The sequence below is a fragment of the Bartonella sp. CL434QHHD genome (genome assembly GCF_042195145.1).
In the GTDB taxonomy this organism is placed as follows: Bacteria; Pseudomonadota; Alphaproteobacteria; order Rhizobiales; family Rhizobiaceae; genus Bartonella.
On sequence record NZ_JBHINT010000011.1, the window covers coordinates 20,276 to 46,683 of the forward strand.

Here is a 26,408-nt window from a genome sequence, read left to right on the forward strand (position 1 = left end):
ATGGGAAAAAGTTCTAAACCAATCCAGAATACCCAAAACACGACGCAAACAAATGAACCCCCTGCATGGGCAAAAGGTATTTTTGAACACGCAGCTCAAGATGCCATGACTTTTTATAACCAAGGCAGCGGAAAAGCCGTTTATGACGGGCAGCGTGTTGCGGATTTAAGTGATCAAACAAAGAATGCGATTAATGGGCTTAGCAATAATACGCATAACTATGATAACAACACTTTAAATGGATTAGCCACAGGGCAAAATTCAACAAGCCAAAACTTAAAGAACATGGCTTCAGGGCAACAAATAGGCAATAACCCTTACTTTAATGAAGCACTTCAAAACGCATTAAATAAAGCAACAAGCTCTATTAATAGTTCATTGGCAGGTGCTGGGCGTTATGGTTCGGGTGCGCATACCGGCGTTTTGGCTGATGAATTGGGGGGCATAGCAACACAAGCTTTATCACAGCAATATAACCAAGATGTCAACAACATGATGAATGCCAATGGTCTCATTGACCAAGCAAACCAAAATCAGTTGGCGGGCGCCAATAACTTCTTTCAAGGTCAAGGTCAGGCAAATCTTAATGCGTTGACGGGAGGGAGTGTGCTTGATGCCAATCATCAACGGCAATTGGATGAAGAGCGGCAAAAATGGGAACAGCAGAACAATCTTGATTGGGACCAGTTAAGTAAGTTGCTTACAGCTGGTGGAGCTGTTGCTGGAAATTATGGAACGCGAACAGGACAAATGACGACATTGACTCCACAGCCAAAACCTAATCCGTGGGAGATTGTTGGAAATGTTGGAACTATCCTTGGTACTTTTGCTGGGCTTAGTGATATCAGAGCAAAAGAAAACATCAGAGAAGCTGGGCAGAGAAATGGCTATAAACTCTATGAATACAACTACAAGGGGCACCCAGAGCGCTATCGCGGGGTGATGGCACAGGATGTTTTGAAGTCAAAGCCAGAAGCTGTTTTCTTGCATAAGGCGACAGGCTTTTTGCATGTGGATTATGGCAAGCTTGGCTTTGAGATGGAAAGGGTGCAGTGATGTTTTGGCGAGAAGAATTAAATGCATTAGAGCGTGAAAAAGCTTATAGAAAGCGTAAAGCGTTGGAACTTGCTGCTTTTAGCACAAACTCTTTTGATGTGAGCAATGGGGATAATACTCCACAAAAATTGAGTCCTACAGAGCTTATTCGTGGTTCTCAAGCAGGGACAGAACAAGCTGGGAAAAAAACGCCAGCAGAATTGATTATGTCTACAGATGATTTAAAGCGCCAAATGCCTCCATTGCCGGATGTTTCAAAGGATACTGTTAAGGTACAAGAGGCGCCAGAGCAACAAAAGTATGACTTCTCAGATCAGGGAGGTGTTGCATCAATGATTCCTCAATCTCCACTTGTTGGGAACATTGATCAGTCTAGTGGGGATGAAGCTGGGCGACAGCAAAAAAATGTGATGGATTATATTGCTCAACTTAATGAGAAATCTATAGCGGAAAACTCTTTGAAAAATGATTCTGGAAATGATGAGGAAAAGCTTTTTGATGCACCTATAGAAGAAGAAAAACATTTGAATGCACACTTACCAGAAGAGGAGCATTTAAAAGCAAGTGGTGATCTTGAACAAAAAACAGATTATATCAAGTCACTTGATAACTTTGTTCAGACAGGAGCAAATCCAAGTAGCTTATGGGAGCGTTTTAGAAAATCAGAATTTTCCGAGCATTTAATGGATTTTTTTGCAGGGCTTGCGTTAGGAAAGACACCACAAGAAAGTTTTTCAAATGCATCTATCCTTATGCGGCAGGGCAACAAGGAACGCGCACAATATAAACAAACTTTGCAATTTTTACGCTCTAAAGGGTATAGCGATGAAGATGCGCAAGCACTCACGCAATATCCAGATCTTGCCATGAAAATCATAGGCAACACGTTAAGCCCTCAAGAAGGCTATAGAACATTGACAGCGGAAGAAAAGGCAGAGCAGGGATTGCCTGAGGATATGACTTTCCAAGTCTCAACAAGCACAGGGAAAATTATACCTGTCCAAGGAGGACAGCGTTCCACTGCTTCTGGATTAGGGGGGAATACCGATGGCATGCTGTCAAAGCCTGAATCAGGTTATATGTATGTTAAGGATGAAAATGCACTTGGTGGCATACGTGCGGTGCCAATTGCAGGCAGTGGTTCAGAACATAAATTAATTCAAGAACAGAAGGAGGAGGAGCGTAAAAACCAACAAATGCAAATGCGAATTCTGGAAACAGCAGACAGGTCAAATCGTATACTCTCAGCATCTAAAGAATTGCTAAAAACTATTGAGGAACACCCGCATGTTGTTGGTTTCACTGGTCCTATAATGTCGTTCCTTCCTAATTCTAAGGCAAAAGATTTTGGGCATATGCTCGATTCATTGAAGGCAAGTATCGGGCTTGATGCCTTGAGAAAAGCAAAAGCATTTTCACCAAATGGCGCATCTGGCTTTGGGAATTTGTCTAATATGGAATTGCAAGCATTGCAAAACTCTGTAGCGGCGTTGTATCAAGATCTTTCTGCAGAGCAAATGAAGAAATCTTTAAAAACAGTTATTGACACTTTCAATAAATCCAATGCAGCAACGCGCGCAATTCTTTTTGGTGGTGCAGAAGCAACAAACGAGCTCGTTCGAGCCGCCTATGGGCAAGATGCTTATAAGGGAAATCATGCACAGTCAAATGATCCACTAGAAAAACAGATAGAAGCATTGCCGGAAGGCATGTTGTTCGTTGATAGTGACGGGCGTATTAAGGAGAAACAAACCAATGGCTGAAGTAATCCCCCCTCTTATTAATCGTAAAAACACAAGAGTCATTGGGCATATAAGTGACTATACACCAGAACAGCTTCAAGAGCTTTTCGCGAAGAATAAGGAAAGGCTAAGTGGTTCTGTTACAGGAAATAATGGTGCAACAGAGGAAGATGGTCCACATCCAAGTGCAGCGGGTGCTTTTGGATGGGGAGCTCTTCATGGGTTAACTATGGGGTATGATGATGAAATAGCTGGAGTATTCGCTTCGGGACCTCTGGGACCTATTAATTATTGGATGGGAGATGAAGAAGCAGTTAAAAAATATAATGAAGTGACAAAGCGATGGCGTGATTATCAAAGAGCGGCGAACCGAGATCATTTTTATGCATCTCTTGCGGGGAATTTAACGGGTGCTGCGGCACCCGTAATTGCTTCTGCCCTCTTTCCACCCGCGGCAGGGGCTACTGCTGCTGCTCGTGCGGCAATTGGGGCTGATGTTGTGCTGGGAGGTAGAGCTGGTGTTGCAGGAGCACAAATAACCAGTAAAGCTTTAGCAGCAGGAGAAAGGGCGGTGCAATCTGCTTTAGCAGAGGGTGCGGAACGGGCAGCGGCAAAAGCTGCAGGTGAAGCAGCAATGAAAGCAGTAGCAAGTAAAGAGGCAGCAAAATTTAGCTTGGGGCGTGCAGCAAAAACTGGAGCCATTTATGGTGGAATAGCAGGCAGTGGTGAAGGGGAAGGGCTTGCAGATACTCTAGTGTCTGCTGGGTTAGGTGCAGGGCTAGGCGTTGCAACACCATTTGTTGCCAGTGGTGTATCAAAAGCAACATCTTTTGCGACAAGATCACTTAAAAAAACGCCTGCTATTGTGAAAAAAACACCTGCGGCTCTCAAAAACACAGTTGGAAAATTGTTTGGTAAAACTGAACCAATAACACAAGGTGTAGAAAAAGAAGCATTTCAGATAAGCGATAGAGCGCTTAGGGATGTAAGCCAAACTTTAGGGGATGAAGGTGTTGATAAACTTGAAAGAGCATTAAAACAGCGAGGTCCTGATTCAATGATTATTGATCTTCATGATGAGCTTGCTAAAAGAGCTTTTAAGGCAGCAAAAAAAGACCATGATACATATTCGCTCATAAGTAATCGTTTGAATGAAAGACAAGATGCGAGTGCACTGCGGGTACAGGATGCGTTGACAGATGTGATGGGTCCAAAAGTAGATACGCTTAATTTAAAGCAAGAGATTATCAAACAAGCACAGAAAAAGGCTGAACCATTTTATGAGAGGGCGAAAGCTTCTCCCATTTCTAATGCTGTCAGTAAAGATTTATCGCGGTTGCAAGAAACTCCTGCCTTCCAAAAAGCCTATAAAAAAGCAATTGCGCAAATGCCAAATGAAGCGGATGCAACAGTTATAGGGAGCAATGGATATCCAAAGCTGAATATGCGAATTTTACATAAGATGAAAGAGGTTTTGGATGATCAAATTAATTCTGCGCGCATCAAAGGAAAATGGGGATATGCTCGAGATTTGACTGATTTCAAACAACGCATTCTGGACGTTTTGGATACGTCCTCTCCAGATTATGCTAAAGCACGGAAAATTTATTATGACGAGCGTACTATTGGTGATGCCCTCGAGCAGGGAGAGCAAGCGCTGAAGAAGAGCGTTAATCTCGACACAATCAACAGACAACTTTCAGATTTGGGGTTGATGGAAAAAGATGCGTTTCAAAAAGGTATACGGTCGCAACTAGAACATGCGGCAGGCAATGCACAGAATTTTGATCACAATCTTTTGAGTTTGTTTGACACAAAAAATGGTCAAGAAAAATTACAGCGTATTTTTGGTGAGGATAAAGCCAAGCAACTTATGAAAGTGTTGCGACCAGAAGTGGAAAGAACAAAGCTTTTTGCACGATTGCCAAACCATATGGGTGAAGTGGAAGAGAGGGGGGAACAACAGACTATGGGTATAGGAAAGATTGCTTTCATCAAGGCAGTTGTAAAAAATTTCGCAAGAGAATTTGGACGCAAACTCTTAGGAGTGCATAGAGAGACTGAGAGAGATATTGCGGCTCTCATCACAGCACGGGAAAAAGGGGAATTTGGGTTAGCAAGAGAAAAAGCTGTTGAATTAATTAAGAAGTTTCATGAAGCAGAAAAGAAACGCTTAATAACCAAAGAAGACCACACAAAATTCTTCAATTTTATTGGCATTCTTTTGAATAGCAGTGCTGATAGAACGGTTATAAACTAATGATCAATTTTCATCCCAATGTGAAGCGTGCTATCTCACAGGCAGCACAAAAATATGGTTTACCAGAAAGCTTTCTTGAACGTGTTGCTATGATAGAAAGTAATGGTAATCCAAATGCAAGAAATAAGAACAGCAGTGCAGGGGGGCTGTATCAATTTCTCGATTCAACAGCAAAACACTATCAACTCAATAACAAGTTTGATCCCTTTCAAGCAACCGATGCTATGGCACGGTTAACGAAGGATAATACACGTTATTTAGTCACAGCATTAGGCAGAGAGCCATCAGAGGCAGAGCTTTACCTCGCACACCAACAAGGACCAGCAGGGGCAGTAAAGCTTATCAAAAATCCACATATTCCAGCGAGCCAGCTTTTAGGTCGACAGGCAGTCACACTCAACGGTGGCAACATGGAAGCTACAGCAGGGGATTTTATGAATCATATTTATGGGCTTTATAATAAAACGGGAGATGCTTTGAAGAGAACGATACAGCAAAACCAAAGCAATGGACAAGCAGCACCAAACGAGGTGGGTCCTTTGCGTGGGTTTGAGAGGATTCAAAAGACACTTCAAGGTAATCAAGTGGGTCAAGGTAATCAAGGGGGCAACCAATTGATGGCATATGACACGCCATTTCCAAACAGAATGATGGCACCTGAAAGCAGAGACAATTTAACAGGACAGATTATGGAAACCACACCATTGCAAGCACAAGGTATTGATGCAGGTGCTCTTAAAAAGGGCTTTTCCGGTTTGCTTCATTTAATGAGAGAGAATGGAGAACGACAAAAACAGCAGGCACAGATGGTACAGCAACAAATGTTACAGCAACCAGTCATGGCGGGTTTCTCACAATCGACTGGGGGACCGACAGATTTAACACCTCTTATTGATCCCTCTAGGCGGCAATCTGTTGGTTCCTATGGGCGGCAAAAAGAAGAGCAATTGCGCGAAGAGCTATTAAGAAGAACGGGGGCTTATCATGTCTGATATTTATGACTGGTCACTCACAGCTGATCAAAATGCCAATTCCGATAGTATCATTAATTGGGCAGAAGGGCAGCCGCCTAGTTCTGTTAATGATAGTGCGCGGGTCATGATGCAGCGTATACGTGAATATCTTGCCGATAATGGTGGTTCTCTTGACTCAAAGTTTATTGTGAATGGAAAGGAACAAACAACATCAATTACGTTGACGACGGTTTCTCCAATAGCAAAATATAAAAACGATATCATTATCCGCTTTAAGGCGTGTGGTATAAATATTGGTACGACAACAATAAACATGAATAATATAGGAGCAAAGCCACTCTATAAAGCCACCAGCACGGGAATAGTATCATTGACAGGTGGTGAGTTACAAACAAATGGTATTTATGAAATAGTCTATAATGATGGCGTATCAACAAAAGGTCTTGATGGCTGGTATCTTTTAAACCCTACCCCCATTCCACCACCGAAGGTCGAAACCTTTCCTTGTGGTTTTATTGCGACCTTTGCTATGCAAGAAGTCCCAAACGGCTGGCTTTTATGTGATGGCGCTACTTATGAACGCAAGGATTATCCGCAATTATTCAAGGCGATAGGGGATAAATGGGGAAAAAACAGTGATACAACCTTTAAAGTTCCAGATTTTAGAGGAGTGTTTTTGCGCGGCTTTGATAATGGTCGCGGTTTAGACAGAAGTAGACAATTTGCCGATATACAGCAAGATTGCCTTAAATCGCATACACATATTTGTAGTGTTGAATCGGCGGGACAGCATACACACGAGTTTCAGTATAATGGAGTGGGATGGAGTGCCAATGATATTGGTAGAAGAAACCCCTCTTATCACTATCAAACCCTTTCAGGGATAACAGAACCTGCTGGAGTGCATACGCACAAGGTAACACTTTCTTCAACGGGTGAGGCAGAAACGCGCCCTATTAATGTACCGGTTGTTTATGCCATAAAATCATAAGGTTTTCAGATGATCAATAATCCGTCTGCTATTGATGATATTGCGGACGCGGAGCAAATCCGCGTCCTTTTTTATGCAAGCAATAGAATGGTTCACGCACCCTTAAATAAGGTGCTTGATCTTGTCAAAAACGATATACAGCATGATCTTTTAAGCGCTTTGGCAGAGTATCAAGAAGCAACAGATAAACGCATAGAGACCATGCAAAAACTTATTGATGAATTACAGTCTCTCATCCCCAAAAATCTCAAAAACAGACTTACTAAGGAATGAAACGCGATGCCATTACCCTATCATACGCACATATTTAAGCTTGAACCAGCAACAAAGAAAGAAGTCAAAGAAGGTATTTTAAATAGTAAGGCTCTTGCACCTGTTTCAGTAGGAAGTGCAGCAGCTTATCAGGTAGAATATTTTGCAACAGCTGCTCAAGGGAAAAAGGCTGATGATGCTGTTGCAAAGAGAGATATTGGAGCTCTTGCTTACAAAGATAAGGTCACAATCCACGATATTGAAGCAAGTGGTGAAGCTCGTGAGAATGCGATTTTATCAGGCGCTGGCTGGGTAAAAATATCGCCTTTAGGGATTGGCGATATGAAGGCTGCTACATATGATCCCGATAATGTGGGGGCAAATGTATTTTCTATGGAAAATATGAACGAGGGTCCTACCAAAAAGATCTTAACCACAGAGGAAAGATCAAAGCTACGATGGTTGAGTTCTACGCAGCCAACGATGGAAAAATGGCGGAGGGGAGATGAAGGTGTTTATTATCCCATATCTCCGGTAGATCTCAAAAATACCATTAGTTATTTTGTAGGATTAAAGTCTGTTGGTATGTCAAGATTAGTCTATGATCCAGATAAAATAGAAAAAGATGCCTTTGATATGGAGAATATGAAAGAGGGGAATACGCATTTTATTTTAACCCCTCAAGAACGTGCACAGGTTGCAAAAATTGATAAAATTGAAGATGTGGCACAACACGCACAGGAAAGCGCACAACAAGGGCTTTATGCAGCAAGTGAGGCAAGGAGTATAGGGAGTGCTGCATTCAATACAGCAAAAGATGCGCAAGATCACGCTGTAGATGCGAAAAATACCGCTGAGTCCGCACAAAAAACAGGAGACAGGGCACAAGCTGTGGCAAGTGTCGCACAAGAAACAGCGGATAGTGTACAGAAAAAAGTTGATCTCATTCAACCTCTTGCAAAAAAAGACTGGATTGATGGCATAAAGACAGTGGATGCACTTATCTCACCAGCCAAACTGATGGCTTCAATCAAAGCAAATAGTAGCAATAGCAGCGGCGCTGGTAGCGGCAACAATGGTGGCGGGGTTAGAAAACCTGTTGAAATTCTGATGACAGAAAGCGGAGATATTCCATTGCCTGATGGTATTACTGCTGACACCGATATCGAAGTATGGGCTTGGGGCGGTGGAGGTGGTGGCGTTAAGGATGGTGGCGGCGGCGGCGGTCAATGTGTGCATGTTAAAATGAAAGGTTCTGATTTAGATAAATTAAAAACAGCTTACATTGGTCGTGGTGGTAAAGGCAATGACAGTAACATTTTGTGCAATGGTGGTAGAACAATGATCAAAGGGCTTGTTACAGCAGAAGGAGGATATTCCGTTTCCATGACTCTCGTTAACTTTGGAGGGAAAGGTGGCGATGGAGGAGGAAACAGAGAGGGCATCAGTGGTGAGAGTTTTATTTTTTCTGGTGGGAATGGTGGAGGAAGTGGAGTCGACGGCAAGAGAGCTGGTACCGGTGGAAGTTCGTTTCTTGGCGGCGGCGGCGGCGGTGGTGGTCAATGCAAGGGTTCTATCATGGGGCAAGGTGGTGAGAGTTACAAAGGTGGTAACGGTGGTAGAGGTGGTAAAGAATGCGGCGGCGGCGGCGGTGGATATTTTGATGGGAAACACGGAAGCGACAAAATTGGCGGCGACGGCGGTGATGGAGCAGTACTCATAAAGGTATATTTATAAGGTGAATTGAACAATGGCACGGAAAATAAGTAAAGACTGTTTATACTGTTTAAAAAAGTGGGAAGGTTTGCGCTTGCAGGCTTATCAAGATGCTTCTGGCGTATGGACGATTGGTTATGGTCATACGAAAAAAGCTGGTCAACCAACAGTGGTTGAGGGCATGGTGATTACGGAAAAAAAAGCCGAAACCATGCTTTTAGCAGATTTGCGGCAATATGAGAGGGCGGTAGAAAAAGCAGTTTGTGTGAATTTAAGCGACGAGCAGTTCGGTGCTCTTGTTTCCTTTTGTTATAATGTGGGTATTGCAGCTTTCCAAAACTCTACACTGCTTAAAAGGCTTAATCGGGGGGATTATGAAGCCGTTCCCTTCGAATTACAAAAGTGGACTAAAGCGGGAGGCAAACGTTTACAAGGTCTTGTACACCGGCGTGTAGCAGAGGCAGGGTTGTGGGCGAAAGGGGCTTATGTTTCTTCTAATTATCAAACAGTAGAATCCAAAGAGCCAACAGGGTTTCTCAAAGCAGAAGCATTGGCACCGATTATTGGTTCTTTCTCAGGTCTTGGTGGGTTTTTAGTGGGCAATGGACCCATTCAATGGGCTTTAGCCGCCATTATGGTTTTAGCCGCATGTACTGGCATTTTCTTTGTTGCTAAACGCTTTCAGGAGCACCGCCTATGATCTTATGGATGAAAAGAAACTTGATGGTAACAGGTGCGGCTTTAGCCGCTTTTTTTATTGCCTTAGCAAGAGCTTTTACTCTTGGTAAAAAAGCAGAGCAACAAAAGCAAACAGAAAAAGCTTTAAAAGCAGCCACAACACGGCTGGAGGTGGAAAGTGAAGTTAATCAAAAAAGTGATGCTGATGTGCATGCTGCTCTCTCTGACTGGTTGCGCAACAAATAAATATGCTTCTTCTTGTGTTGGTTGGTTACCTATTTATTTAAGCCGGCAAGATCTGAACGCCATCAGTTCAAACTTAGCAAGAGAGATCTTAAAGCACAATAATCTAGGTGAACGCTTGTGTGGGTGGAAACATGGTTAGAAAAAAATCCAAAAAACACACAGAGCTTACAGAATCAGAAAAAGAAATGCTTCAAGAAATGATCATCACCTATCAAAGCGTGAAAATGATGTCTCGCTTGATGAAGTGGATAGCATTTTTTCTTTTTTTGTTTATCCTTGATTTTGCACGCCTCATGGATGCGCTAGATAATGTCATTGCACATTTAAAGCAGTGGTTCTCAAAAAATTAAAAAAACCATTATAGTAAAAAATCAGTTAACGAAAGCCTGAGAATTTCTGCTAGAATCACGAGAGAGCTTCTTTTTTAATAGGATTTTTTAGATGCCAACACCATTTGGTAAAACCTTACGCAAACTTCGCATTGATCATTCAGAACGCCTTTTAGATATGGCTAAAAAATTAGATATATCTGTAGCATTTTTATCATCTATAGAAATTGGCAAAAAGTCTGTTCCTGTAGGACTGGAGGAAAAGCTAATTGAACTCTATGCTTTAGATCAAGAGGTAGCAGAAATTTTGAGAAGAGAATCAGATGCTTGTCGTAAAAGTTTCACTATAAAGCCTTCTGATACATTCAGATGTGAAGCTGTTGGTATGTTCTCTAGACTGATAAACATTATTTCACAAGAAGATTTAGAACTATTAAAAAAATTATTAGAGAAAGCTGGCAAAAAGAATGCGCTTTGTAAAGGAAAGTGTGAAAATCCTATTCCCGAACCTAATTATATGGTCCCTAACCGTTAAAAAATATAAATAAAATCAATATCTTATTGCAATTAAATTTAAGATTCGAATTCAGGTACCCCAGCCAATTCTAGTGAAATTAGTTAATCAAAGTTCAGCTTGAGAGTGGATTAGCCCTCTTAACCATCTATTGCTATTCATAGCAAGTCTGGTAAGTTGAGAAACACTTATTTATAGTGGGTTAGCTCTAAATATGGTAAGGTTCTCTTGCTATAGCTATCGCTCAAAGAACTCTTTTAAAAGATTCTTTTCTATAAGACGAGGGGTAAATGATTTATGCGCACTTGCTTTAGAAAAACTATTTGGCTGGATTTTGCGCTCTATAGCAACACCAGCGTGCAATTTTTCGTATTCCACCATCTTCATTACGTCGAACAGCGTAGCAATAACGCTGATCAGGAAATATATTTCGTTGCATATCGCGTACAATATGAGCAGTATGGCCATAGGGTGCTACACAATCAATAAACCATACGTATTTTCCATTCTGCCAATTGACATCGGGTAAAAGCTCTCCCTTTTCAAGCATAGATTGATGATTTTTCTCATCTAAAAAAGCCCAAGTGATAAAGGCACAAAATTCTCCACGTTCATTTTTATAGAGTTTATATTGCCCAGTCTGTAAGGCGGGTCCTATGTTGCGTTCAATATCCCAGATTCGCCAGCGGCGGTATAAGGGAGATGTAAGCATTAAAACAACCATGGCACCCAAAGCCGTAAGAGGATCTATGAGTGATGGTGATGGATTTTCATTTACAGACATCATCTTTCCTTTAGAGATTGTTCTAAAATTTTGGTGATAGGTTCAAAGAAATAAGAAATGAGACGTCGTTTTGAGGTAATGACATCCGTTGTTACAGTCATGCCAGGGATAAATTTAAGTTGTTTGTTATTCAAAGTGATGTGATCTTGGTCAATTTTGATTAAAACAGCGTAGACACCATTAATTTCTTTATTATAGCGCGCTGTAGCGCCTACATTAACGACTGTACCGTGGATAACACCGAAACGTTCAGGAGGAAAGGCAGAAAACTTGATGTAAGCACGTTGGCCCTTTTCTAAAAAACCAATATCTCGATTATCAAAAAATGCTTCAATAATGAGACCACCCGCACCAGGGACAATGCGCATGAGAGTTTTACCAGCCTCTACAAAGCCGCCCAAAGTATGGATACTTAAATCATCGATACGTCCATCAACAGGTGCATAGAGTGATAAGTGGTCAAGATGGTATTGAGTGCTATCAAGCTTTGCTTTTAATCCTTGAAGATTCAGTTCTGTTTCACGCGAAAGTTGCCGATAGCGGGCGATTTCATCGGAAATGAGACTTTTCCGTTGTTGGCGTAGGGTGTTTATTTCGGCGGCATTTTCTTCCAAACGCCTTTGATTGGTTAAAATTTCATGCTCGACATTTTTAAAGTCATGTAAACGCTCTAAATAAACGGCTTGGCTAATGACTTTTGTTTCCATCAGGCTTTTTGCAGCTTTTAATTTTCCTTGGCTTAATTGACGATCATCTTCCAACCTATCTAATTGCGCATGTTGTGTTGCACCGCTGCGCTCGACGCGGTCCGCCTGTGCTTTTAGCGCTCTTAATTTATCTTGGAGAGATTGAAGGGTAGCGCTAATGAGTTTTTCCCCTTCTATTCTTGCAGTTTTATTGCCAGAAGGAGGAGCAGGCAGATAGGCAAGCCCTTTGGTTACAAAATCTTTATCCAAAGGATCACTTTCATGCAAAGCTGTTAAAATAGCTGTTGCAATTTGTGCTTGAAGGGTTTGTTGCGCGATATCTGCTTGAACACGTGCGCACTCATTGAGGGCTTCACGGGGATCTAATTGAATAAGGAGATCACCTTGATGAACAAATTGCCCTTCTTTTACAAGAATTTTCTCAATGCGTCCTGTATTTTGCGCTTGGACCAGCTGAACGTAAGCGGTGGGAATAACACTTCCTTGCCCCCGTGCAACAATCTCTGTTTTTGCGATAAAGCTGCCGATTACAATAAAGAGAAATAAGGTGACCAAAACAGCAACCACCATATGAAGCGTTGGTGACAAAGGGCGCAAATAGGGAGCTTTATCTGCCATTTGTTGCCTCCAAATCAGTACAGTTTAAGACGGTTGCATGCTGAGGAAAGAGGTCGCTTTTGTGGGTAATAACAAGAACAATACGTTCTTGCGAAAGTTTATATAAATGCTCAACAATTTGTGCACTGACAGTGTCATCCAATGCGGAAGTAGGTTCATCCAAAATAAGAAGGCTTGGGTTTATCAGAAAGAAACAAGCCAAAGCCAAGCGTTGGCGCTGACCACCTGATAAAAAACCACCTTGCTCTCCTACTTGAGTATTGAGTCCTAAAGGCAACTGAGCAATCAAATCATGGCAAGCACTAACATATAGTGCAGCGTCGATTTCATCTTTAGTGGCATCTGGTTTAGCAAGAAGCATATTCTCAAGAATGGTTCCGGAAAAAAGGCAAGGATTTTGAGGAAAATACGCGATTGTTTCACGCACGCTACGGACATCAAAATTCTGTAAAGGTTGGGCGTTAATCAATATCTTTCCGCTTGTTGGGGGGTAGAGTCCACAAAGGAGCTTCGCCAAGGTTGTTTTTCCGCACCCTGAAGGACCAAGTAACATAATTGGTTGCCCAGGTTGTAAACAGACATCAAGATGATTGATAATGGATTTATCTCCATAAGAAAAACAGAGATCGTTGGCTTCAAGATGAGGAGGAGCGCTAAGTTGAAGAGGCGGCTTTTCTTCTTCCCATTCTGGAGGGGAATTAAGAATATCGCCCAAACGAAGACGAGAGATTTTCAAATGCTGCCATTCTTCCCATAGGGATGCAAGGCTTAAGATAGGACCAGAAACATTTCCAGCGAGGAGATGAAAGGCAATAAGTTGCCCTAGTGTAATCTGGTTTTGAAGAACTGCCTGAGCACCAAAAAAGATAATAAAAATAGTGAAAAGATCACCAAAAATATGGCTCATGGCTCCATTGAGAAGATGTAATTTACTGGTTGTAAGGCTTTGATCTAAACTACGGGCTAAAGTTTCTTGCATGCGTATTGTATGAGCAGCTTCTTTTACGTGTGCTTTTATGGCTTCAAGATTGGTAAAACTTTCAATAAGGCGCGATTTATGGACAGCTTGCAGAGTAAAAGCACGGCGTAATTGGCGGCGCAAGAAGGGACCGACCAACGCTAAAGAGCCCATTTGTAAAGGTAAAATGATAAGGACAATGAAGGTAAGTTTTGGACTAATGGAAAAGAGTGCAGCAATATAAATAATGGCAAACAGAACATTCAGTACGGTTGTGGCGATGGTTCCTGTTAAAAAACCGCGAATTGTATCAACTTCCCCAATACGTGAAAACAATTCTCCTACTTGCCAACGGCGTAAAGTGGGCAAGGAGAGACTTAAAAGATGGGTGTAAATGCGCCGTCCAAATTCTAGCGTAAGCCGATTGGCTAAATAGGCACCTAAGTAGCCTGATAGAGTGCTAAGAGCTGTGCTAAACAGCATGATAGCAACCATCAAGACAACGATAGCATAGAGACTTTCAATACGCTGAAAAGGGAGAATACGGTCGATAATCGCTTGAAAAATAAAAGGATTCACCAAGCCCAGCAAACGCAAAACAACAGCAACGCAACTGAGTTCGATAACATAATAGATATATTTCTTTGTTGTTCTTGTAAACCAAGAGAATGATACAGGTTTTTCTTGTGAATGACTCATTTGAATTTATGATTTTATTTAATAGAAAGAGCGATTGATGTCGCATATTTAAACAGTATTGTAAATAGTATTATATTCATACAAAATATACATTTTGTATGAATATAATATAAACATAATGTATTTATTGTTTATACAGTATTTTTATTGTTATTTATACAAATTATATTTGACATTTGCTAAAATGAACAATAATCAAATTCCCACTGTATCGTTGTGATACAGTTATTTTTAATAATAAAAGGAGGATTTAAATGGGTAGTTCAAGCTCATCAAATGATTCAAGTAGTAACTCACATCCAAAAAGTTGGCTTTTTCCAGAAGATGATTATAGTACAGACGCTTATGCCCAAGCAGCAGGTACAGGTGGCATTGTAGGAGCAATATTAGGAGGTGGTGCTGGTGCAGCTGGAGGTTCTATTGCTGGACCAGGAGGTGCAGGTGCTGGCTTACTCGGTGGAGCAGTAAGCGGCGGAATAGGAGGAGCTGGTGATTCAAGTAGTAACTCACATCCAAAAAGTTGGCTTTTTCCAGAAGAAGATGATTGTAGCCCAGGCGCTCATGCCCAAGCAGCAGGTGCAGGCGGCATCATAGGAGACGTAATAGGAGGTATTGCTGGTGCAGTTGGAGGTCTTTTTTCTGGACCGGGAGGTGTCAGTTCTGGCTTTGTCAATGGAGCAATAGGAGGTGGACTAGCAGGAGCTGGTGACGCTGTGGTAGATAAATACAATGCATGCTATACGGCACCAAGTTGTGAAACAAGCGATTATGTTGAAGCAGCTGCCATACACGGCGGTATAGGAGCAGCATCTGGTGCATTATTTGGTCTGGGAGGAGCAGCAATAGGCGGATTAGAAGGAGCTGCTGACGGTTTGATAGATAAGTACAATGAATGCCATCCGAATCCAAGTTGTGAAGTAAGCGATTATGTTGTATCAACAGCCATAAAGGGAGGCGCAGGAGCATTAATTGGTTTATTAGGTGGTCCGGAAACAGCAGTAGCAGGCGGATTAGGAGGAGCTATTAACGGTTTTAAAGATAAGTACAATCAATGTCATCCGTAAAGTAGAGGGACACTGTTTCTAATTTATTTAGAAAATAGCTAGTAAGATATTTCTGAGATCAGTGATATTGTAAACATACTTTAAAGCTATGGCTAAACTGATTTCAGGGATATTTTTGTGTGTGATAATAGATATTTTATTTTGGATTTTTTTGTTATGAATACTTTTACTCGCTCCTTAGTAACAGCAATTGGATTTGGATTTTGCATGTTTTTTTACAATAGATTTAAAGGTGAGAACTGGAGTATAAAAAGGACAATATTATCAACAATTATGTTTTTTATATTATATTATTCTGGAAATTTATTAGTTAAATATATGGGAATTTTATAAAAATTATTTATATATAAAATTATAATTATTTGAGTTAAGTTTATTATTTGAATTATACTCTATTGCTCTCTCTATTAAATCATTCATAAAGTAGATGAAATTTCAGTCTGGATTTTTTGTTATGCATACTTTTACTGGCTCCTTATTGGCAACGTTTATATATGGATTTTTAATGTTTTTTTACAATAGATTTAAAGGTAAGAACTGGAGTATAAAAATGGAAATATTATCAACAATTAGGTTTTTTATATTATATTATGCTGCAAATTTATTAATTGAATATATGGGAATTTTAAAATAATATAAATCAAGTTGTTATATTATTTTAAAATATAATTATAAGGTGTTATTTGTAGAGTTATTTATAAAAAATAAGTTATTATTTTTATATAATATTTATCTTTAAAAAAATGTTTACTGATTACATTGGGATAGATACTTTAAAATCAGTATTATCATAAATAATTCTGTTTTTTACTTCCTATTTTAAATCTTTTTAATTATTTCAAGCATGGGTTATTTTGAGATTATTATCTTTTGTATAAGGATTATCAGTTTATAGTTTTTGAAAAGTGATTGTTTGCTTATGTATCATGATTTATTGAAAAATAAGCAATTTTTATGAAATAAAGTGCTTTATCTCTCTTGATTTTTATCCATCATCTTGAGAAAGAGGGAGAGAAGCGATTTCTGTATCAAGTGCATCCATAAAATTGATAATAAAAGCAGCATTCGTTCCCAAATCTCTTGGTAAATAACGAGAAGCAGAACGCATATTAACAAAAGTAGTATCCCCTTCATCAGTTAAGCGTATCACGATATCCGAAATAAACCCAAGGTAAAAAGTTTTAGCTCTCGTTTCAATATACAGTTCATTCTCTTCACCTTTAAACTTTCTTTGAGCCACAACAGGGCAATCATAGGCTGCTAAAACATTAAGAACAGATTCGCGAATACGATCAGGTGAACCATCATAACGGCGCCCCGACATTTCTGGCCATTGTGACATCTGTAATGTTGCTTGTTCAGTCAAAACACTTTTGAGCGGTAAAGCAATGAACAAGCTTGTAGGCATAATTATGTGTCTACAAACTTGACAGGAAGGTTTAGGTGCATAATTCTACAAAATTATATATTTAATTTGGATTTTTTTTATGAATGAGCTTATTAGTATTATTGTAGAATTATTATTTTCTATAGGTGCTTTAGTTATATTTTTCTATACATTGTTTTCATATTATAAATCTAAAGGTTATAGTAAAAAAGAAATTTGGAAAAAAATTTTGTTAAGAATATTTTTTTTCTTTATATTATTTTCTATAATATTTTTTATTTATATACGTTATTTCTATGAACAATGATTATTCATTATTAATTTATAATTATAGATTAATTTGGAAATTTTATTTGTTATATATATTTTTAATATACTTTATGAATTGTTTTTTGCATTTTTTGTTTAATTATATTTATTTAAATTGTATTATGTATCTAAGGTATGTAATGAAAAAAATATTAAAATTAAATCATTAATTAAGAATAAATTCGTTTTTTATATTATTTTAAATTATTAAGTTTTATATGATATAATATATATTAATGTTTATTGTTTTTATATATTTTTAATTTGGATTTTTTATGAGTGATATTATTCGTATTATTGCAAAATTATTATCTTCTACATGTTTTTTCTTTATATTTTTCTATGCAATGTTTTTACGGTATAAATTTAAAGGTTATAGTAACAAAGAAATTGTGAAAAAAATGTTTTTAAGCACATTTTTGTTCATTATATTTGTTATATTACTTTCTATAACATTTTTTATTTGTATACGTTATTTATATGAAAAATGATTATTTATTATCTTTATATAATAATGTTTTTGATATGAGTTTTATAATAATTTATTTAATATTAAACTTTAAAAAATATTTACTGATTACAGTTAGACAGAGACTTTAATATTTTTCATTATTTCAAGAATGGTTAGGTTTGAGAATATTATCTTTTGTATAAGAATTTTTAGTTTATAGCTTTTGAAAAGTGATTGTTTGCTTATGTATCATGTTTATTGAAAAATAAGCAATTTTTGTGAAATAAAGTGTCTTCTCTCTCGCTCTTGATCGTTATTCATCTTCTTGTGAAAGAGGAAGGGAAGCGATTTCCGTATCAAGGGCATCCATAAAATCGATAATAAAAGCAGCATTTGTCCCCAAATCTCTTGGCAAATAACGAGAAGCAGAACGCATATCAACAAAAGTTGTATCCCCTTCATCAGTTAAGCGTATCACGATATCCGAAATAAATCCAAGGTAAAAAGTTTTAGCTCTCGTTTCAATATAAAGCGCATTTTCTTCACCTTTAAACTCTCGTTGAGCCACAACAGGCCAATCATAGGCTGCTAAAACATTGAGAACAGATTCGCGAATACGATCAGGTGAACCATCATAACGGCGCCCCGATATTTCTGGCCATTGTGACATCTGTAATGTTTCTTGTTCAGTCAAAACACTTTTGAGCGGTAAAGCATCGCTGGGACGTATTGTGCGAAAAAAAGCCGGCGGGCTTTGTGTATCGGTAGAAATATCGTAAAGAGCCGGTAAGGTAAACCAAAGTCCAAAAAATAACATCAGTGGTGTAGCCGTTATTACCGAATAAATGATCCCTTTTAAAGCTTTCATTCCCCCTAGGGCTCCATAGACCCATAAGCTGTAAAGTGCTTTTAAAGCAAGAAAAAGAGAAATAATCACACAGCCGGTAGAGATTCCGATCAAAATTATGAAGTCGGTTACGTTAATGACGGAAAAACGTTGTAAAATGAATGAAAATAATAAAACAAAGAACGACAATCCACCAAATCGAGGGGACCATACTGCTGCTCTTGAAATGAACCGAACATATCTCTTCTTCATGAAGTTTTTCCCCTCAATTGTAAACTATAAGCCAAGTTTTTTCAGAGTGCATATCTTACAAAAAGCTTATGCTCATAAAACAAAAATAAAGCACTTATTTTTGAGGTCAAGGATGCATAATGTCTTATAAGTCTCCAGCGATTATTTTTGCACTTCATTGAAGGTAATCAGTATTTCTTCTATAGTTTATCATGTCATTGATGCGAATTTTATGGGAATGTTTGTAAATAAAAAGAAATAAACTCAAATAACAAGTTTTACGGTTGTTAGCAGCATATTTTTCTAGAACTTTACTCTTGATTTTCTCTTCTGATTGCTGGGAGTTTTTTCTGTCAGATAATGCGTAATCAAATAGGATATGATGATGTGCAATAGAGATTTCATTCTATCTCAATAAAAAATTGAGGGATTTATAATCAGATAAATCTGAATTCGAAGATTCAATTAATAGAGAAAAAAGATAACCATTTTGATAGGCTTCATGTATTTTGTATAGAAAGTAAGGTATTGTACAAATGAGAGGTTACTCCGTTTTTATTCATAAAATATGCGGCAGGTCGCAGATGAAAGAAAAGCTTCATTTTCTTTTTTTGCAAGTGAAGAAGGGGCAAAAATACGTAAAATGACAAAACCTTCATTCAAATTTTTAGCAACCAAAACTGAATTGGCATTTTTTTTAGGTTTTGATTTTTTGAGTTCTATGATTTGTATTGGTTTTCCAATAATAAGATCGAGTGTATTATCAGGGGCTGTTCGGTCATTAAGGCTATAGAAAATAATTCCTTTGTGTGTGTAGGCTGCTAGTGACCAAAATTGTCGTGTTTTCAAAGCTTTTAAATGAACAGGTCCATTTTCAAGATTAAATCTGCAGACTTTAAGAAGAAAGAGTGGATCAGCAGATTGTTGAATAGGATTATCGGGAGTAAAAGCAACAAATTGATAAGGGGCTCCGGATTTTTTAAGTGTTGTCCATATATTATTTTGTGCCCAATAGGGGATCAGAAAGAGAACGCAAATATGAACGATAATAGCGCCAATGATTGCAAGAAGTGCGATATAAATGAATCTAGTCACAATTTATTTGTCCTGATGGGATTTGTTCTATTGATGGCATTGTAAGCTTTTGTAATGCCGTTGCAGAGATGATTGAGGTATCGTATAAGGTAAGAATAAGCCCGAATTCTTTTTGACTAACTGTTGCAAGCCAATTGCCGGCTTGCGGTGTAGGTGAAATATTGATGCGCAATGAGCCATCATGCTCATAAATAATAGCGTTCGTGTGGAGTTCAAAAGGTATTTCTTTGGATGAAGTATAGGGTTTTAGGGATTTGTCAGCTGTATAAAGGGTGAAAAGACGAGTTTCAGGGATGGTGCCTTTGAGTAAATAATGACAGTGGGGGTGGAGTGGACGCCCTTGGTTGTCTTGCCAAATCTGGAATTGAAGACCTTCAGTGCGTCCGAGTGAAACAATGCCTCGTTTGGTCGTGCGGGCGCGGGTATAAGGATCCATATTGGCGGTTCCCATTTTTGGATAAGCACTCCATTTTCCAATTCTAAAGCGTTCAAAATGAGGAAAGGAATTGAGCACATAATCGACACTCAGTTTTCCACATAAAATGGAAAAAGCGAAGATAAAAAAGAAAATGGTGATATTAAAAAACATCAGTGAATATCTTGAATTCAAAATGTTGAATCTCCAGTTGTTTTCACCTTCAAAGAAATTGCAGATGGTTTTTTCAGATCTTTGTTAATCAATCGCACAATATTCAATGTTTCAGGAGAAAGCGTAGAGGGTATTGGGGAAAAAAATTCAGAATCTGCATGGGAGGAAAGTATTGGGGGATGATAAGGAAGAAGAGAATCTTTAACACCATAGAGTTGTTTGAGCATAATATTTTGGTGTGCAGCAAGCATGATGCGTTGCCATATCATGGCAGGGACTCCACCCCCAAAAGCACGATTCATCGGTGAAAAGTTATCATTTCCCATCCATACCGCTCCAGTATAATTGCCAGTAAAGCCAACAAACCAAGCATCACGATAGGATTGTGATGTTCCAGTTTTCCCAGCGACAAGAGTCATGGGCAGAGCAGCACGCTTACCAGACCCTCGTGTTGTGACACCCACCATCATTTGGTTCATATAAGCAGCTGATTGTCTGCTGAGAACTCGGTGTAACTTATTTCCGTTATGCTCGAAATCCCATACCACATGTCCATCGATTGTTCTGATTTGCGTGAACCCATGACGATTACCAGCTATCCCGCCATTCGCAAAGACATTAAAGCCAGTTGCTTGATCCATGGGGGTCATGTTGGAAGTGCCCAGAACCATCGTTTTGTGTGATAAAATATGCGCGTTAATCCCCATATTCTTGATGAGATCTATGATAGGTTGGGTATCGCGGTGAAGATATTGATAGGTGAGATACACAGGGACTGTATTAATAGAAAAAGCTAAAGCTGTTGCTAAATCAATTTTCCCCAAATAACGGCCAGAATTATTTTTTGGTGTCCAACCTCCCCAATTGATCGGAGCATCTAAAACGATTGTCGAGGGAGAAAGTCCGTGTTCCAGTGCGGTTGCGTAAACATAAGGTTTGAATGAAGAACCAGTTTGCCGTCCGCCTTGTGTTGCTCTGTTAAATTGACTCTTTTTATAATCTTGTCCTCCAACAATTGCGCATACGGCACCGTTATTATCGAGTATAACAGTGGAAGCTTGTGTTACGCGATATTGTTGACCATACTGATGTAAATGATATGCAATTGATTCTTCTGCTGCTTTTTGAATATTTGGATCAAGAGTCGTTTGAATAATTAAACTATGGCTTGGAAGTTGATTGCGCATTTTTTTGACTTCCTCGAATGCCCAATCAAGAAAATAATCAGGCTGATTATTTTCTATTTGGGGAAGTGCCCTAGCAGGGTGGCGATGCGCATTGATAATCTGGCTCTTCGTCATAAAGCCACTATTAACAAGATTAGAAAGGACGATATTGGCACGTGTTTGAGCCGCAAAGAGATGACTATGAGGAGCATATTTTGTTGGAGCTTTAAAGAGTCCTGCTAACATAGCAGATTCACTTAAAGAGACATGACGTATGTTTTTTCCAAAATAAAATTTTGCTGCTGCGGCAATACCAAAATTGTTTCCTCCCATATAGGCCCGGTCAAGGTAAAGTTGTAAAATCTGCTTTTTGCTAAAATTTGCTTCTAGCCAAAGAGCAAGATAAGCTTCTTTGATTTTACGTGTTATGGTTCTTTCGTTTGTTAAAAATAAATTTTTAGCCAATTGTTGTGTGAGAGTTGAACCACCTTGCACCACACCTTTAGCTTGCATATTTTGTGAAATTGCCCGTGTAAGTCCTTGAAAATCAATGCCCCAATGATCAAAAAAACGACGGTCTTCTGTAGCGAGAACCGCTTTAATAACAGTGTCAGGCATTTCTTCAACGGGGACAGAGATCGCCGGCAGTGCACCACGGTGCCCAATGGAATTTCCATAGCGATCTAGAAAAAGAATGGAAAAGTTTTTAGGAGAAGACCAATCTGTTTTGGTCACTTCAAAAACAGAAATGCCCAAAATAGTGAAAAGAGTAAATCCCATCAACCCTAATGTCAGTATTTCATCGAGAACTTCAACGATAAAACGTTTCCATCCTTGAAGATGAAAATTTTGTGAGACGATTTTTGCCTTTTTCCAGAAAAAACTGTTAGCAGAACGAATGTGATAAAGCGCTGTGTCTAATCGTGCGTCTAATTCAATGAGAGCAGGACTGTGAAATGGCTTACGATGTTGCCCTTTCTTTTTTTTAAAAAAATCAAACATTTAAAGAGAGCCTATGGCAAAGAAATACAACCAAACAAATCTACAATAATTATATGGAGTAGAAGTATTTTTTTGCTATAGTGCTAACAGAGAAAGAGTTTATTTTAGAATTATTCATTTTTCGTAAGATAGTGTATTAATATTTTATTATTTTATTGAATAAATTTTATTCTCATTATTAAAAATATTTTTTGATTTTTTAAAAATTTGGAGTAATGTTAATATGTTCTTCTGTAAGATAGAGGATAAATTATTTCCATTTGTGATTTTTAAATCGACTAAAAAAAACCATTATTTCTTTTATCCTTTATCAAGGAGAAGAGATGGGTTATTGAAATATTTATGATGAAAAAAAAATTCTTGTTCGTAATAATAGCAGCTTTTTTAGGAGCAGATTCTGTTCTAGCTTCTGGGTGTGCTGAAGTAGGTAAGAAGGCTGCCGCGCAAGAGAGCGGGGTTCTCGTCCGTTCAAAACCGGTTGTTCAGGATGGAAAGGACATGTGTGCAATTGTAGTTGTTGTACCAGCCCGTAATGGTGAAAAGTTACGTCGTGTTGAGTTTTTTGTTCCTGCTGATTAGTTTTTGGCAGATGGTGTTGTGATGCGTATCTTAATCGTTGAAGATGATCGGAATCTTCACCATCAATTAGTAGAAGCTGTAAGACGTGCAGGATATGTTTCCGATAGTGCTTTCGATGGTGAAGAGGCTTATTTTTTAGGGAGCACAGAGTCTTACGACGCGGTGATACTTGATATAGGTTTACCGCAGATTGATGGTATTAGTGTTGTTGAAAAGTGGCGTCAAGAAGGGCTCTCCATGCCTGTTTTAATGCTAACGGCGCGAGACCGTTGGTCTGATAAGGTGCACGGTATTGATGCTGGAGCTGACGATTATGTTGTGAAGCCATTTCATTTGGAGGAAGTGATGGCACGTTTGCGAGCATTAATTCGTCGCACTACGGGACATGCGACAAGTGCATTATGTTGCGGAAATGTTTTGTTGGATACAAAGACGTCTCGTGTTTTTGTAGATGGTCAATTGATTAAACTAACATCTTATGAATTCAGACTGCTTTCGTATCTCATGCATCATTGTGACAGGGTCATTTCAAGAACAGAGCTTACAGAACATCTTTATGATCAGGATTTTGATAAGGACTCGAATACGGTGGAAGTCTTTGTAGGTCGGTTACGGAAAAAGCTTGGAGTGGATTTGATTGAAACTATTCGAGGAATGGGGTATCGCGTGAGAATGCTAGGTGATTAATGAATGTTTTTGAAGAGAATAATTGGTGTAGGAGGTTCTTTTTTGTAATTACTCGATCTCTCAGTTTACGTGTTATGATCTTATCAACATTATGGGTTGTTATTTCTCTTTTATCGATTTCTGCAGTAAGTATTTTATTTTATAAGCGTTCAACTGAACAAAGCCTAGAGCGTATCCTTTCTGCTCAACTCTACAGTCTTATTGCAACAGTGACGGTGTCATCGGAAGGTACTTTGATAGGAGGGGCTGGGATTGATGATATTCGTTATTCTGATCCAACAACAGGATGGTATTGGGAAGTTGTTGCGATATCCCATAATTTAAAAGGAAGATTGACATCCCCCTCATTGGGAACAGGCGAGATATTTACACCAAGTGATGTTGATATACCTTTTGACAATAAATTCTTTCGCTCTTATCGGATAACGGGGAACAATGGTCAAAAGTTACAAGTGATTGAGAGTGATGTTGTTCTTGATAATAAAAATCATATTGCACGTTTTCGGCTTGTTGGGAATATCGATGAAGCTCATGCCCAGGTAAAGGAATTTACGCGAACTTTGCAAATTTTTCTTTGGAGTTTCGGTATCGGGAGTGTTCTTATTAATATTGCTATTATTTTCTTTAGTTTTCAACCGTTGAAGCTTATTCGACGCGCATTGAATGATATTCGCGAAGGAAGAGTTCATTATGTGAATACGGATTTAGTAAGCGAAGTGATGCCGCTTGTACAAGAGATGAATGCTCTCATTAATAATAATCAGCGTATTATTGAGCGATTTCGCACACAAGTTGGTAATCTCGCGCATTCATTGAAGACGCCTCTATCCGTGATTATGAATGAGACAGATAAGATGCGCGGAGAAAAGGCTTGTTTGTTGAGAGAGCAAACGCAAATAATGCAAGCTCAAATCAATCATTATCTTCAGCGTGCACGGATTGCAGCACAATGCGATAGTATTGTCTATCATACGTCTGTTCGCAGTGTGCTTGAACGTTTGGTGCGGGTTATGAAAAAGCTTAATCCTGAAAAACAAATTCAATTTATTATGGATGTTGATGATATTGTTTTTTCTGGAGAGAAGGAAGATTTAGAAGAAATTGTAGGGAATTTGATTGAAAATGCTACTCAGTGGTCTCGAGCAAAGGTTTTGATCTCTTGTTGTTTAGAAGAAAATGTTGAAGAAAAAGAATATTTTAGTATCTTTGTAGAAGATGATGGTCCTGGTTTAACAGAAGACAAAATTGATGAAGCATTAAAAAGAGGGCGGCGGTTTAATGAAAGTAAACTAGGGGCAGGCTTAGGGTTAGCAATTGTTTCAGATATGGTCAGTGAATATGGTGGCAATCTCTTTTTATCACGTTCTGATTTGGGTGGATTGTATGCAAAAGTTTTGTTACCTAAGATGGGAGAATAACATATTTTCTTCTTAAGCAAGAAATGTCTATAAAGTTTATAAAGCAGTATTTTAGACAATACATAAAGAGTAGGGAAACATTGTTTTTAGTTTCTTTGCTTAATTGATATATATGATAGATATTTATAATATTCTCCATGAAAAAATGAATTTTTATTAATTCACATCACTCTTCTTATGAAGAGGATAAAATGTAAGCGAGTTATTCTCTGTTCGTATTGGAAAAAAACGATATGCTCTTATTAATTTTTGCAGCATTTTTTCTGACTTTTCTGGCAAGTATTCTTTTTCTTTCACTACGTTTTGACGATGAGATAAAGAAAGAATGGACAATTGAAACCGTAGATGGTTATAGAAGCCATAAGCGTATGATTGAGTTTAACAAGCTTTATATGAATTATAAAAAAAGAAATATTCTTAAGGCTTTGAGTATTTTGTTTGTTCTTCTGATGACATGGAGTATTTATGGGCTGACAGGCAATCCAGAAGTGAAAAGTTATTTTTTTAGCGAATTAATGGATAAGGATCCTAAAACTCTCAGTAAGCAAGAAAAGCTTATTCGTTTACAAGTGCTTTTTTTCCGTGCACCTCACGATGGCAAGCTAGCAGATGCGTTAGCGGTAGGGTATCTCGAAGAAAGCCTTTTTCAAGAAGCTGTGAATACTTATTTAGATGCACTTCGTTTGAATGGAGAAACAGCTCCAAGGCTTGTCGGATACGGTTTAGCATTGGTTGGTTATGAAGGGGGGGTGATAACGCAAGAAGCGCAAAATGCCTTTCAAAAAGCAGCAGATTTAGCCCCAACAGATTTTTATCCACGTTTGTTGTTGGCCGATGCATTGCATCAAGCAGGAAAAACTGCGCAGGCAGTGCAATTTTTACAAAGCTTTCTTGATACAATGCCTGAAAATTTTTCAGGACAATCACGTGTTAAAAAAATGATGATTCAGTTACGTGATTTATCGAGTGAGCATACAGAGAAAAGAAATCTTGCACCTATGTAGAAGATGTGCAAAGCTCTTAAAAAATAAAATATTGATACTTAATTATAACGTATTT

At 38.6% G+C, this 26,408-nt stretch carries 24 protein-coding genes and 1 pseudogene; 17 read left to right on the forward strand and 8 right to left on the reverse strand.

The features are described from left to right. The 12 genes from ACFILN_RS01445 to ACFILN_RS01500 all read left to right on the forward strand — a co-directional run bounded on the left by ACFILN_RS01445 (position 1) and on the right by ACFILN_RS01500 (position 10,779). Positions 1–1,056, forward strand: coding sequence for a tail fiber domain-containing protein (locus ACFILN_RS01445; protein ID WP_375630879.1), 1,056 nt, complete (start codon positions 1–3; stop codon positions 1,054–1,056). After that, a complete protein-coding gene (locus ACFILN_RS01450) occupies positions 1,056–2,819 on the forward strand; it encodes a hypothetical protein (RefSeq protein WP_375670702.1) in 1,764 nt (587 codons plus the stop codon). The genes ACFILN_RS01445 and ACFILN_RS01450 overlap by 1 nt, the downstream gene beginning before the upstream one ends. Continuing rightward, positions 2,812–5,058, forward strand: coding sequence for a hypothetical protein (locus tag ACFILN_RS01455; RefSeq protein WP_375654415.1), 2,247 nt, complete (start codon positions 2,812–2,814; stop codon positions 5,056–5,058). Before ACFILN_RS01450 ends, ACFILN_RS01455 begins: the two co-directional genes overlap by 8 nt. Then, positions 5,058–6,050, forward strand: coding sequence for a transglycosylase SLT domain-containing protein (locus tag ACFILN_RS01460; protein WP_375654414.1), 993 nt, complete (start codon positions 5,058–5,060; stop codon positions 6,048–6,050). The genes ACFILN_RS01455 and ACFILN_RS01460 overlap by 1 nt, the downstream gene beginning before the upstream one ends. Continuing rightward, a complete protein-coding gene (locus ACFILN_RS01465; RefSeq protein WP_375654413.1) occupies positions 6,043–7,023 on the forward strand; it encodes a tail fiber protein in 981 nt (326 codons plus the stop codon). The genes ACFILN_RS01460 and ACFILN_RS01465 overlap by 8 nt, the downstream gene beginning before the upstream one ends. Before the next feature lie 9 nt (positions 7,024–7,032). Further along, the gene (locus tag ACFILN_RS01470) at positions 7,033–7,296 is read left to right on the forward strand and encodes a hypothetical protein (protein WP_375654412.1); all 264 of its coding nucleotides are present in this window, start codon (positions 7,033–7,035) and stop codon (positions 7,294–7,296) included. Between the two features lie 6 nt (positions 7,297–7,302). After that, positions 7,303–9,012 carry a hypothetical protein gene (locus ACFILN_RS01475; RefSeq protein WP_375657939.1) on the forward strand — a complete coding sequence of 570 codons (1,710 nt, stop codon included), beginning with the start codon at positions 7,303–7,305 and terminating at the stop codon, positions 9,010–9,012. 13 nt (positions 9,013–9,025) lie between these two features. After that, the gene (locus tag ACFILN_RS01480) at positions 9,026–9,691 is read left to right on the forward strand and encodes a lysozyme (protein WP_375670704.1); all 666 of its coding nucleotides are present in this window, start codon (positions 9,026–9,028) and stop codon (positions 9,689–9,691) included. Then, a complete protein-coding gene (locus tag ACFILN_RS01485; RefSeq protein ID WP_375630871.1) occupies positions 9,688–9,915 on the forward strand; it encodes a hypothetical protein in 228 nt (75 codons plus the stop codon). The genes ACFILN_RS01480 and ACFILN_RS01485 overlap by 4 nt, the downstream gene beginning before the upstream one ends. Next, positions 9,848–10,054, forward strand: a complete 207-nt coding sequence (locus ACFILN_RS01490; RefSeq protein ID WP_375630870.1) for a hypothetical protein — start codon at positions 9,848–9,850, stop codon at positions 10,052–10,054. Before ACFILN_RS01485 ends, ACFILN_RS01490 begins: the two co-directional genes overlap by 68 nt. Continuing rightward, entirely contained in the window at positions 10,047–10,265 is a 219-nt protein-coding gene (locus tag ACFILN_RS01495; RefSeq protein WP_375630869.1) for a hypothetical protein, read from the forward strand. The genes ACFILN_RS01490 and ACFILN_RS01495 overlap by 8 nt, the downstream gene beginning before the upstream one ends. Before the next feature lie 91 nt (positions 10,266–10,356). Next, positions 10,357–10,779: a helix-turn-helix domain-containing protein gene (locus ACFILN_RS01500; protein WP_375630868.1), complete on the forward strand. Its 423-nt coding sequence runs from the start codon at positions 10,357–10,359 to the stop codon at positions 10,777–10,779. Positions 10,780–11,077: 298 nt separating this feature from the next. On the opposite strand, the gene ACFILN_RS01505 is transcribed toward ACFILN_RS01500, so the two are convergent. From ACFILN_RS01505 to ACFILN_RS01515, 3 genes are read right to left on the reverse strand one after another with little or no spacing between them, the layout of a single operon-like run. Further along, positions 11,078–11,542, reverse strand: a complete 465-nt coding sequence (locus ACFILN_RS01505; RefSeq protein ID WP_375637418.1) for a toxin-activating lysine-acyltransferase — start codon at positions 11,540–11,542, stop codon at positions 11,078–11,080. Then, positions 11,542–12,867 carry an HlyD family type I secretion periplasmic adaptor subunit gene (locus ACFILN_RS01510; protein WP_375637417.1) on the reverse strand — a complete coding sequence of 442 codons (1,326 nt, stop codon included), beginning with the start codon at positions 12,865–12,867 and terminating at the stop codon, positions 11,542–11,544. Before ACFILN_RS01510 ends, ACFILN_RS01505 begins: the two co-directional genes overlap by 1 nt. After that, positions 12,857–14,524: a peptidase domain-containing ABC transporter gene (locus ACFILN_RS01515; protein WP_375670706.1), complete on the reverse strand. Its 1,668-nt coding sequence runs from the start codon at positions 14,522–14,524 to the stop codon at positions 12,857–12,859. Before ACFILN_RS01515 ends, ACFILN_RS01510 begins: the two co-directional genes overlap by 11 nt. 254 nt (positions 14,525–14,778) lie before the next feature. Here ACFILN_RS01515 and ACFILN_RS01520 point away from each other — a divergent pair, with 254 nt between their 5' ends. Next, positions 14,779–15,588, forward strand: a complete 810-nt coding sequence (locus tag ACFILN_RS01520; protein ID WP_375668229.1) for a hypothetical protein — start codon at positions 14,779–14,781, stop codon at positions 15,586–15,588. Between the two features lie 985 nt (positions 15,589–16,573). Here ACFILN_RS01520 and ACFILN_RS01525 read toward each other — a convergent pair. The 5 genes and pseudogenes from ACFILN_RS01525 to ACFILN_RS01545 all read right to left on the reverse strand — a co-directional run. After that, positions 16,574–16,975, reverse strand: a pseudogene (locus tag ACFILN_RS01525) (DUF1499 domain-containing protein); the annotation flags it as partial. Between the two features lie 1,073 nt (positions 16,976–18,048). After that, complete coding sequence (locus ACFILN_RS01530) at positions 18,049–18,834, reverse strand: DUF1499 domain-containing protein (protein ID WP_375663377.1); 786 nt, start codon at positions 18,832–18,834, stop codon at positions 18,049–18,051. Positions 18,835–19,368: 534 nt separating this feature from the next. Further along, positions 19,369–19,908: a hypothetical protein gene (locus ACFILN_RS01535; RefSeq protein ID WP_375670708.1), complete on the reverse strand. Its 540-nt coding sequence runs from the start codon at positions 19,906–19,908 to the stop codon at positions 19,369–19,371. After that, positions 19,901–20,497 carry a DUF1214 domain-containing protein gene (locus tag ACFILN_RS01540; protein ID WP_273791544.1) on the reverse strand — a complete coding sequence of 199 codons (597 nt, stop codon included), beginning with the start codon at positions 20,495–20,497 and terminating at the stop codon, positions 19,901–19,903. The genes ACFILN_RS01535 and ACFILN_RS01540 overlap by 8 nt, the downstream gene beginning before the upstream one ends. Before the next feature lie 17 nt (positions 20,498–20,514). Then, positions 20,515–22,665 carry a transglycosylase domain-containing protein gene (locus ACFILN_RS01545; protein ID WP_375630862.1) on the reverse strand — a complete coding sequence of 717 codons (2,151 nt, stop codon included), beginning with the start codon at positions 22,663–22,665 and terminating at the stop codon, positions 20,515–20,517. Positions 22,666–23,007: 342 nt separating this feature from the next. Here ACFILN_RS01545 and ACFILN_RS01550 point away from each other — a divergent pair, with 342 nt between their 5' ends. The 4 genes from ACFILN_RS01550 to ACFILN_RS01565 all read left to right on the forward strand — a co-directional run bounded on the left by ACFILN_RS01550 (position 23,008) and on the right by ACFILN_RS01565 (position 26,353). Beyond that, entirely contained in the window at positions 23,008–23,244 is a 237-nt protein-coding gene (locus ACFILN_RS01550) for a hypothetical protein (protein WP_273723886.1), read from the forward strand. Positions 23,245–23,265: 21 nt separating this feature from the next. After that, the gene (locus ACFILN_RS01555; RefSeq protein ID WP_273791556.1) at positions 23,266–23,931 is read left to right on the forward strand and encodes a response regulator transcription factor; all 666 of its coding nucleotides are present in this window, start codon (positions 23,266–23,268) and stop codon (positions 23,929–23,931) included. Further along, positions 23,931–25,349, forward strand: coding sequence for an ATP-binding protein (locus tag ACFILN_RS01560; RefSeq protein WP_375637412.1), 1,419 nt, complete (start codon positions 23,931–23,933; stop codon positions 25,347–25,349). Before ACFILN_RS01555 ends, ACFILN_RS01560 begins: the two co-directional genes overlap by 1 nt. A gap of 233 nt (positions 25,350–25,582) precedes the next feature. Then, positions 25,583–26,353, forward strand: a complete 771-nt coding sequence (locus ACFILN_RS01565) for a tetratricopeptide repeat protein (RefSeq protein ID WP_375670710.1) — start codon at positions 25,583–25,585, stop codon at positions 26,351–26,353. Positions 26,354–26,408 lie beyond the last annotated feature (55 nt).

What these genes read in the sequence shown, in the direction of transcription:
- ACFILN_RS01445 (WP_375630879.1), top strand. Translation starts at nt 1, where the DNA reads ATGGGAAAAAGTTCTAAACCAATCCAGAATACCCAAAACACGACGCAA.
- ACFILN_RS01450 (WP_375670702.1), top strand. Translation starts at nt 1,056, where the DNA reads ATGTTTTGGCGAGAAGAATTAAATGCATTAGAGCGTGAAAAAGCTTAT.
- ACFILN_RS01455 (WP_375654415.1), top strand. Translation starts at nt 2,812, where the DNA reads ATGGCTGAAGTAATCCCCCCTCTTATTAATCGTAAAAACACAAGAGTC.
- ACFILN_RS01460 (WP_375654414.1), top strand. Translation starts at nt 5,058, where the DNA reads ATGATCAATTTTCATCCCAATGTGAAGCGTGCTATCTCACAGGCAGCA.
- ACFILN_RS01465 (WP_375654413.1), top strand. Translation starts at nt 6,043, where the DNA reads ATGTCTGATATTTATGACTGGTCACTCACAGCTGATCAAAATGCCAAT.
- ACFILN_RS01470 (WP_375654412.1), top strand. Translation starts at nt 7,033, where the DNA reads ATGATCAATAATCCGTCTGCTATTGATGATATTGCGGACGCGGAGCAA.
- ACFILN_RS01475 (WP_375657939.1), top strand. Translation starts at nt 7,303, where the DNA reads ATGCCATTACCCTATCATACGCACATATTTAAGCTTGAACCAGCAACA.
- ACFILN_RS01480 (WP_375670704.1), top strand. Translation starts at nt 9,026, where the DNA reads ATGGCACGGAAAATAAGTAAAGACTGTTTATACTGTTTAAAAAAGTGG.
- ACFILN_RS01485 (WP_375630871.1), top strand. Translation starts at nt 9,688, where the DNA reads ATGATCTTATGGATGAAAAGAAACTTGATGGTAACAGGTGCGGCTTTA.
- ACFILN_RS01495 (WP_375630869.1), top strand. Translation starts at nt 10,047, where the DNA reads ATGGTTAGAAAAAAATCCAAAAAACACACAGAGCTTACAGAATCAGAA.
- ACFILN_RS01500 (WP_375630868.1), top strand. Translation starts at nt 10,357, where the DNA reads ATGCCAACACCATTTGGTAAAACCTTACGCAAACTTCGCATTGATCAT.
- ACFILN_RS01505 (WP_375637418.1), bottom strand. Translation starts at nt 11,542, where the DNA reads ATGTCTGTAAATGAAAATCCATCACCATCACTCATAGATCCTCTTACG.
- ACFILN_RS01510 (WP_375637417.1), bottom strand. Translation starts at nt 12,867, where the DNA reads ATGGCAGATAAAGCTCCCTATTTGCGCCCTTTGTCACCAACGCTTCAT.
- ACFILN_RS01515 (WP_375670706.1), bottom strand. Translation starts at nt 14,524, where the DNA reads ATGAGTCATTCACAAGAAAAACCTGTATCATTCTCTTGGTTTACAAGA.
- ACFILN_RS01520 (WP_375668229.1), top strand. Translation starts at nt 14,779, where the DNA reads ATGGGTAGTTCAAGCTCATCAAATGATTCAAGTAGTAACTCACATCCA.
- ACFILN_RS01530 (WP_375663377.1), bottom strand. Translation starts at nt 18,834, where the DNA reads ATGAAGAAGAGATATGTTCGGTTCATTTCAAGAGCAGCAGTATGGTCC.
- ACFILN_RS01540 (WP_273791544.1), bottom strand. Translation starts at nt 20,497, where the DNA reads ATGTTTTTTAATATCACCATTTTCTTTTTTATCTTCGCTTTTTCCATT.
- ACFILN_RS01545 (WP_375630862.1), bottom strand. Translation starts at nt 22,665, where the DNA reads ATGTTTGATTTTTTTAAAAAAAAGAAAGGGCAACATCGTAAGCCATTT.
- ACFILN_RS01550 (WP_273723886.1), top strand. Translation starts at nt 23,008, where the DNA reads ATGATGAAAAAAAAATTCTTGTTCGTAATAATAGCAGCTTTTTTAGGA.
- ACFILN_RS01555 (WP_273791556.1), top strand. Translation starts at nt 23,266, where the DNA reads ATGCGTATCTTAATCGTTGAAGATGATCGGAATCTTCACCATCAATTA.
- ACFILN_RS01560 (WP_375637412.1), top strand. Translation starts at nt 23,931, where the DNA reads ATGAATGTTTTTGAAGAGAATAATTGGTGTAGGAGGTTCTTTTTTGTA.
- ACFILN_RS01565 (WP_375670710.1), top strand. Translation starts at nt 25,583, where the DNA reads ATGCTCTTATTAATTTTTGCAGCATTTTTTCTGACTTTTCTGGCAAGT.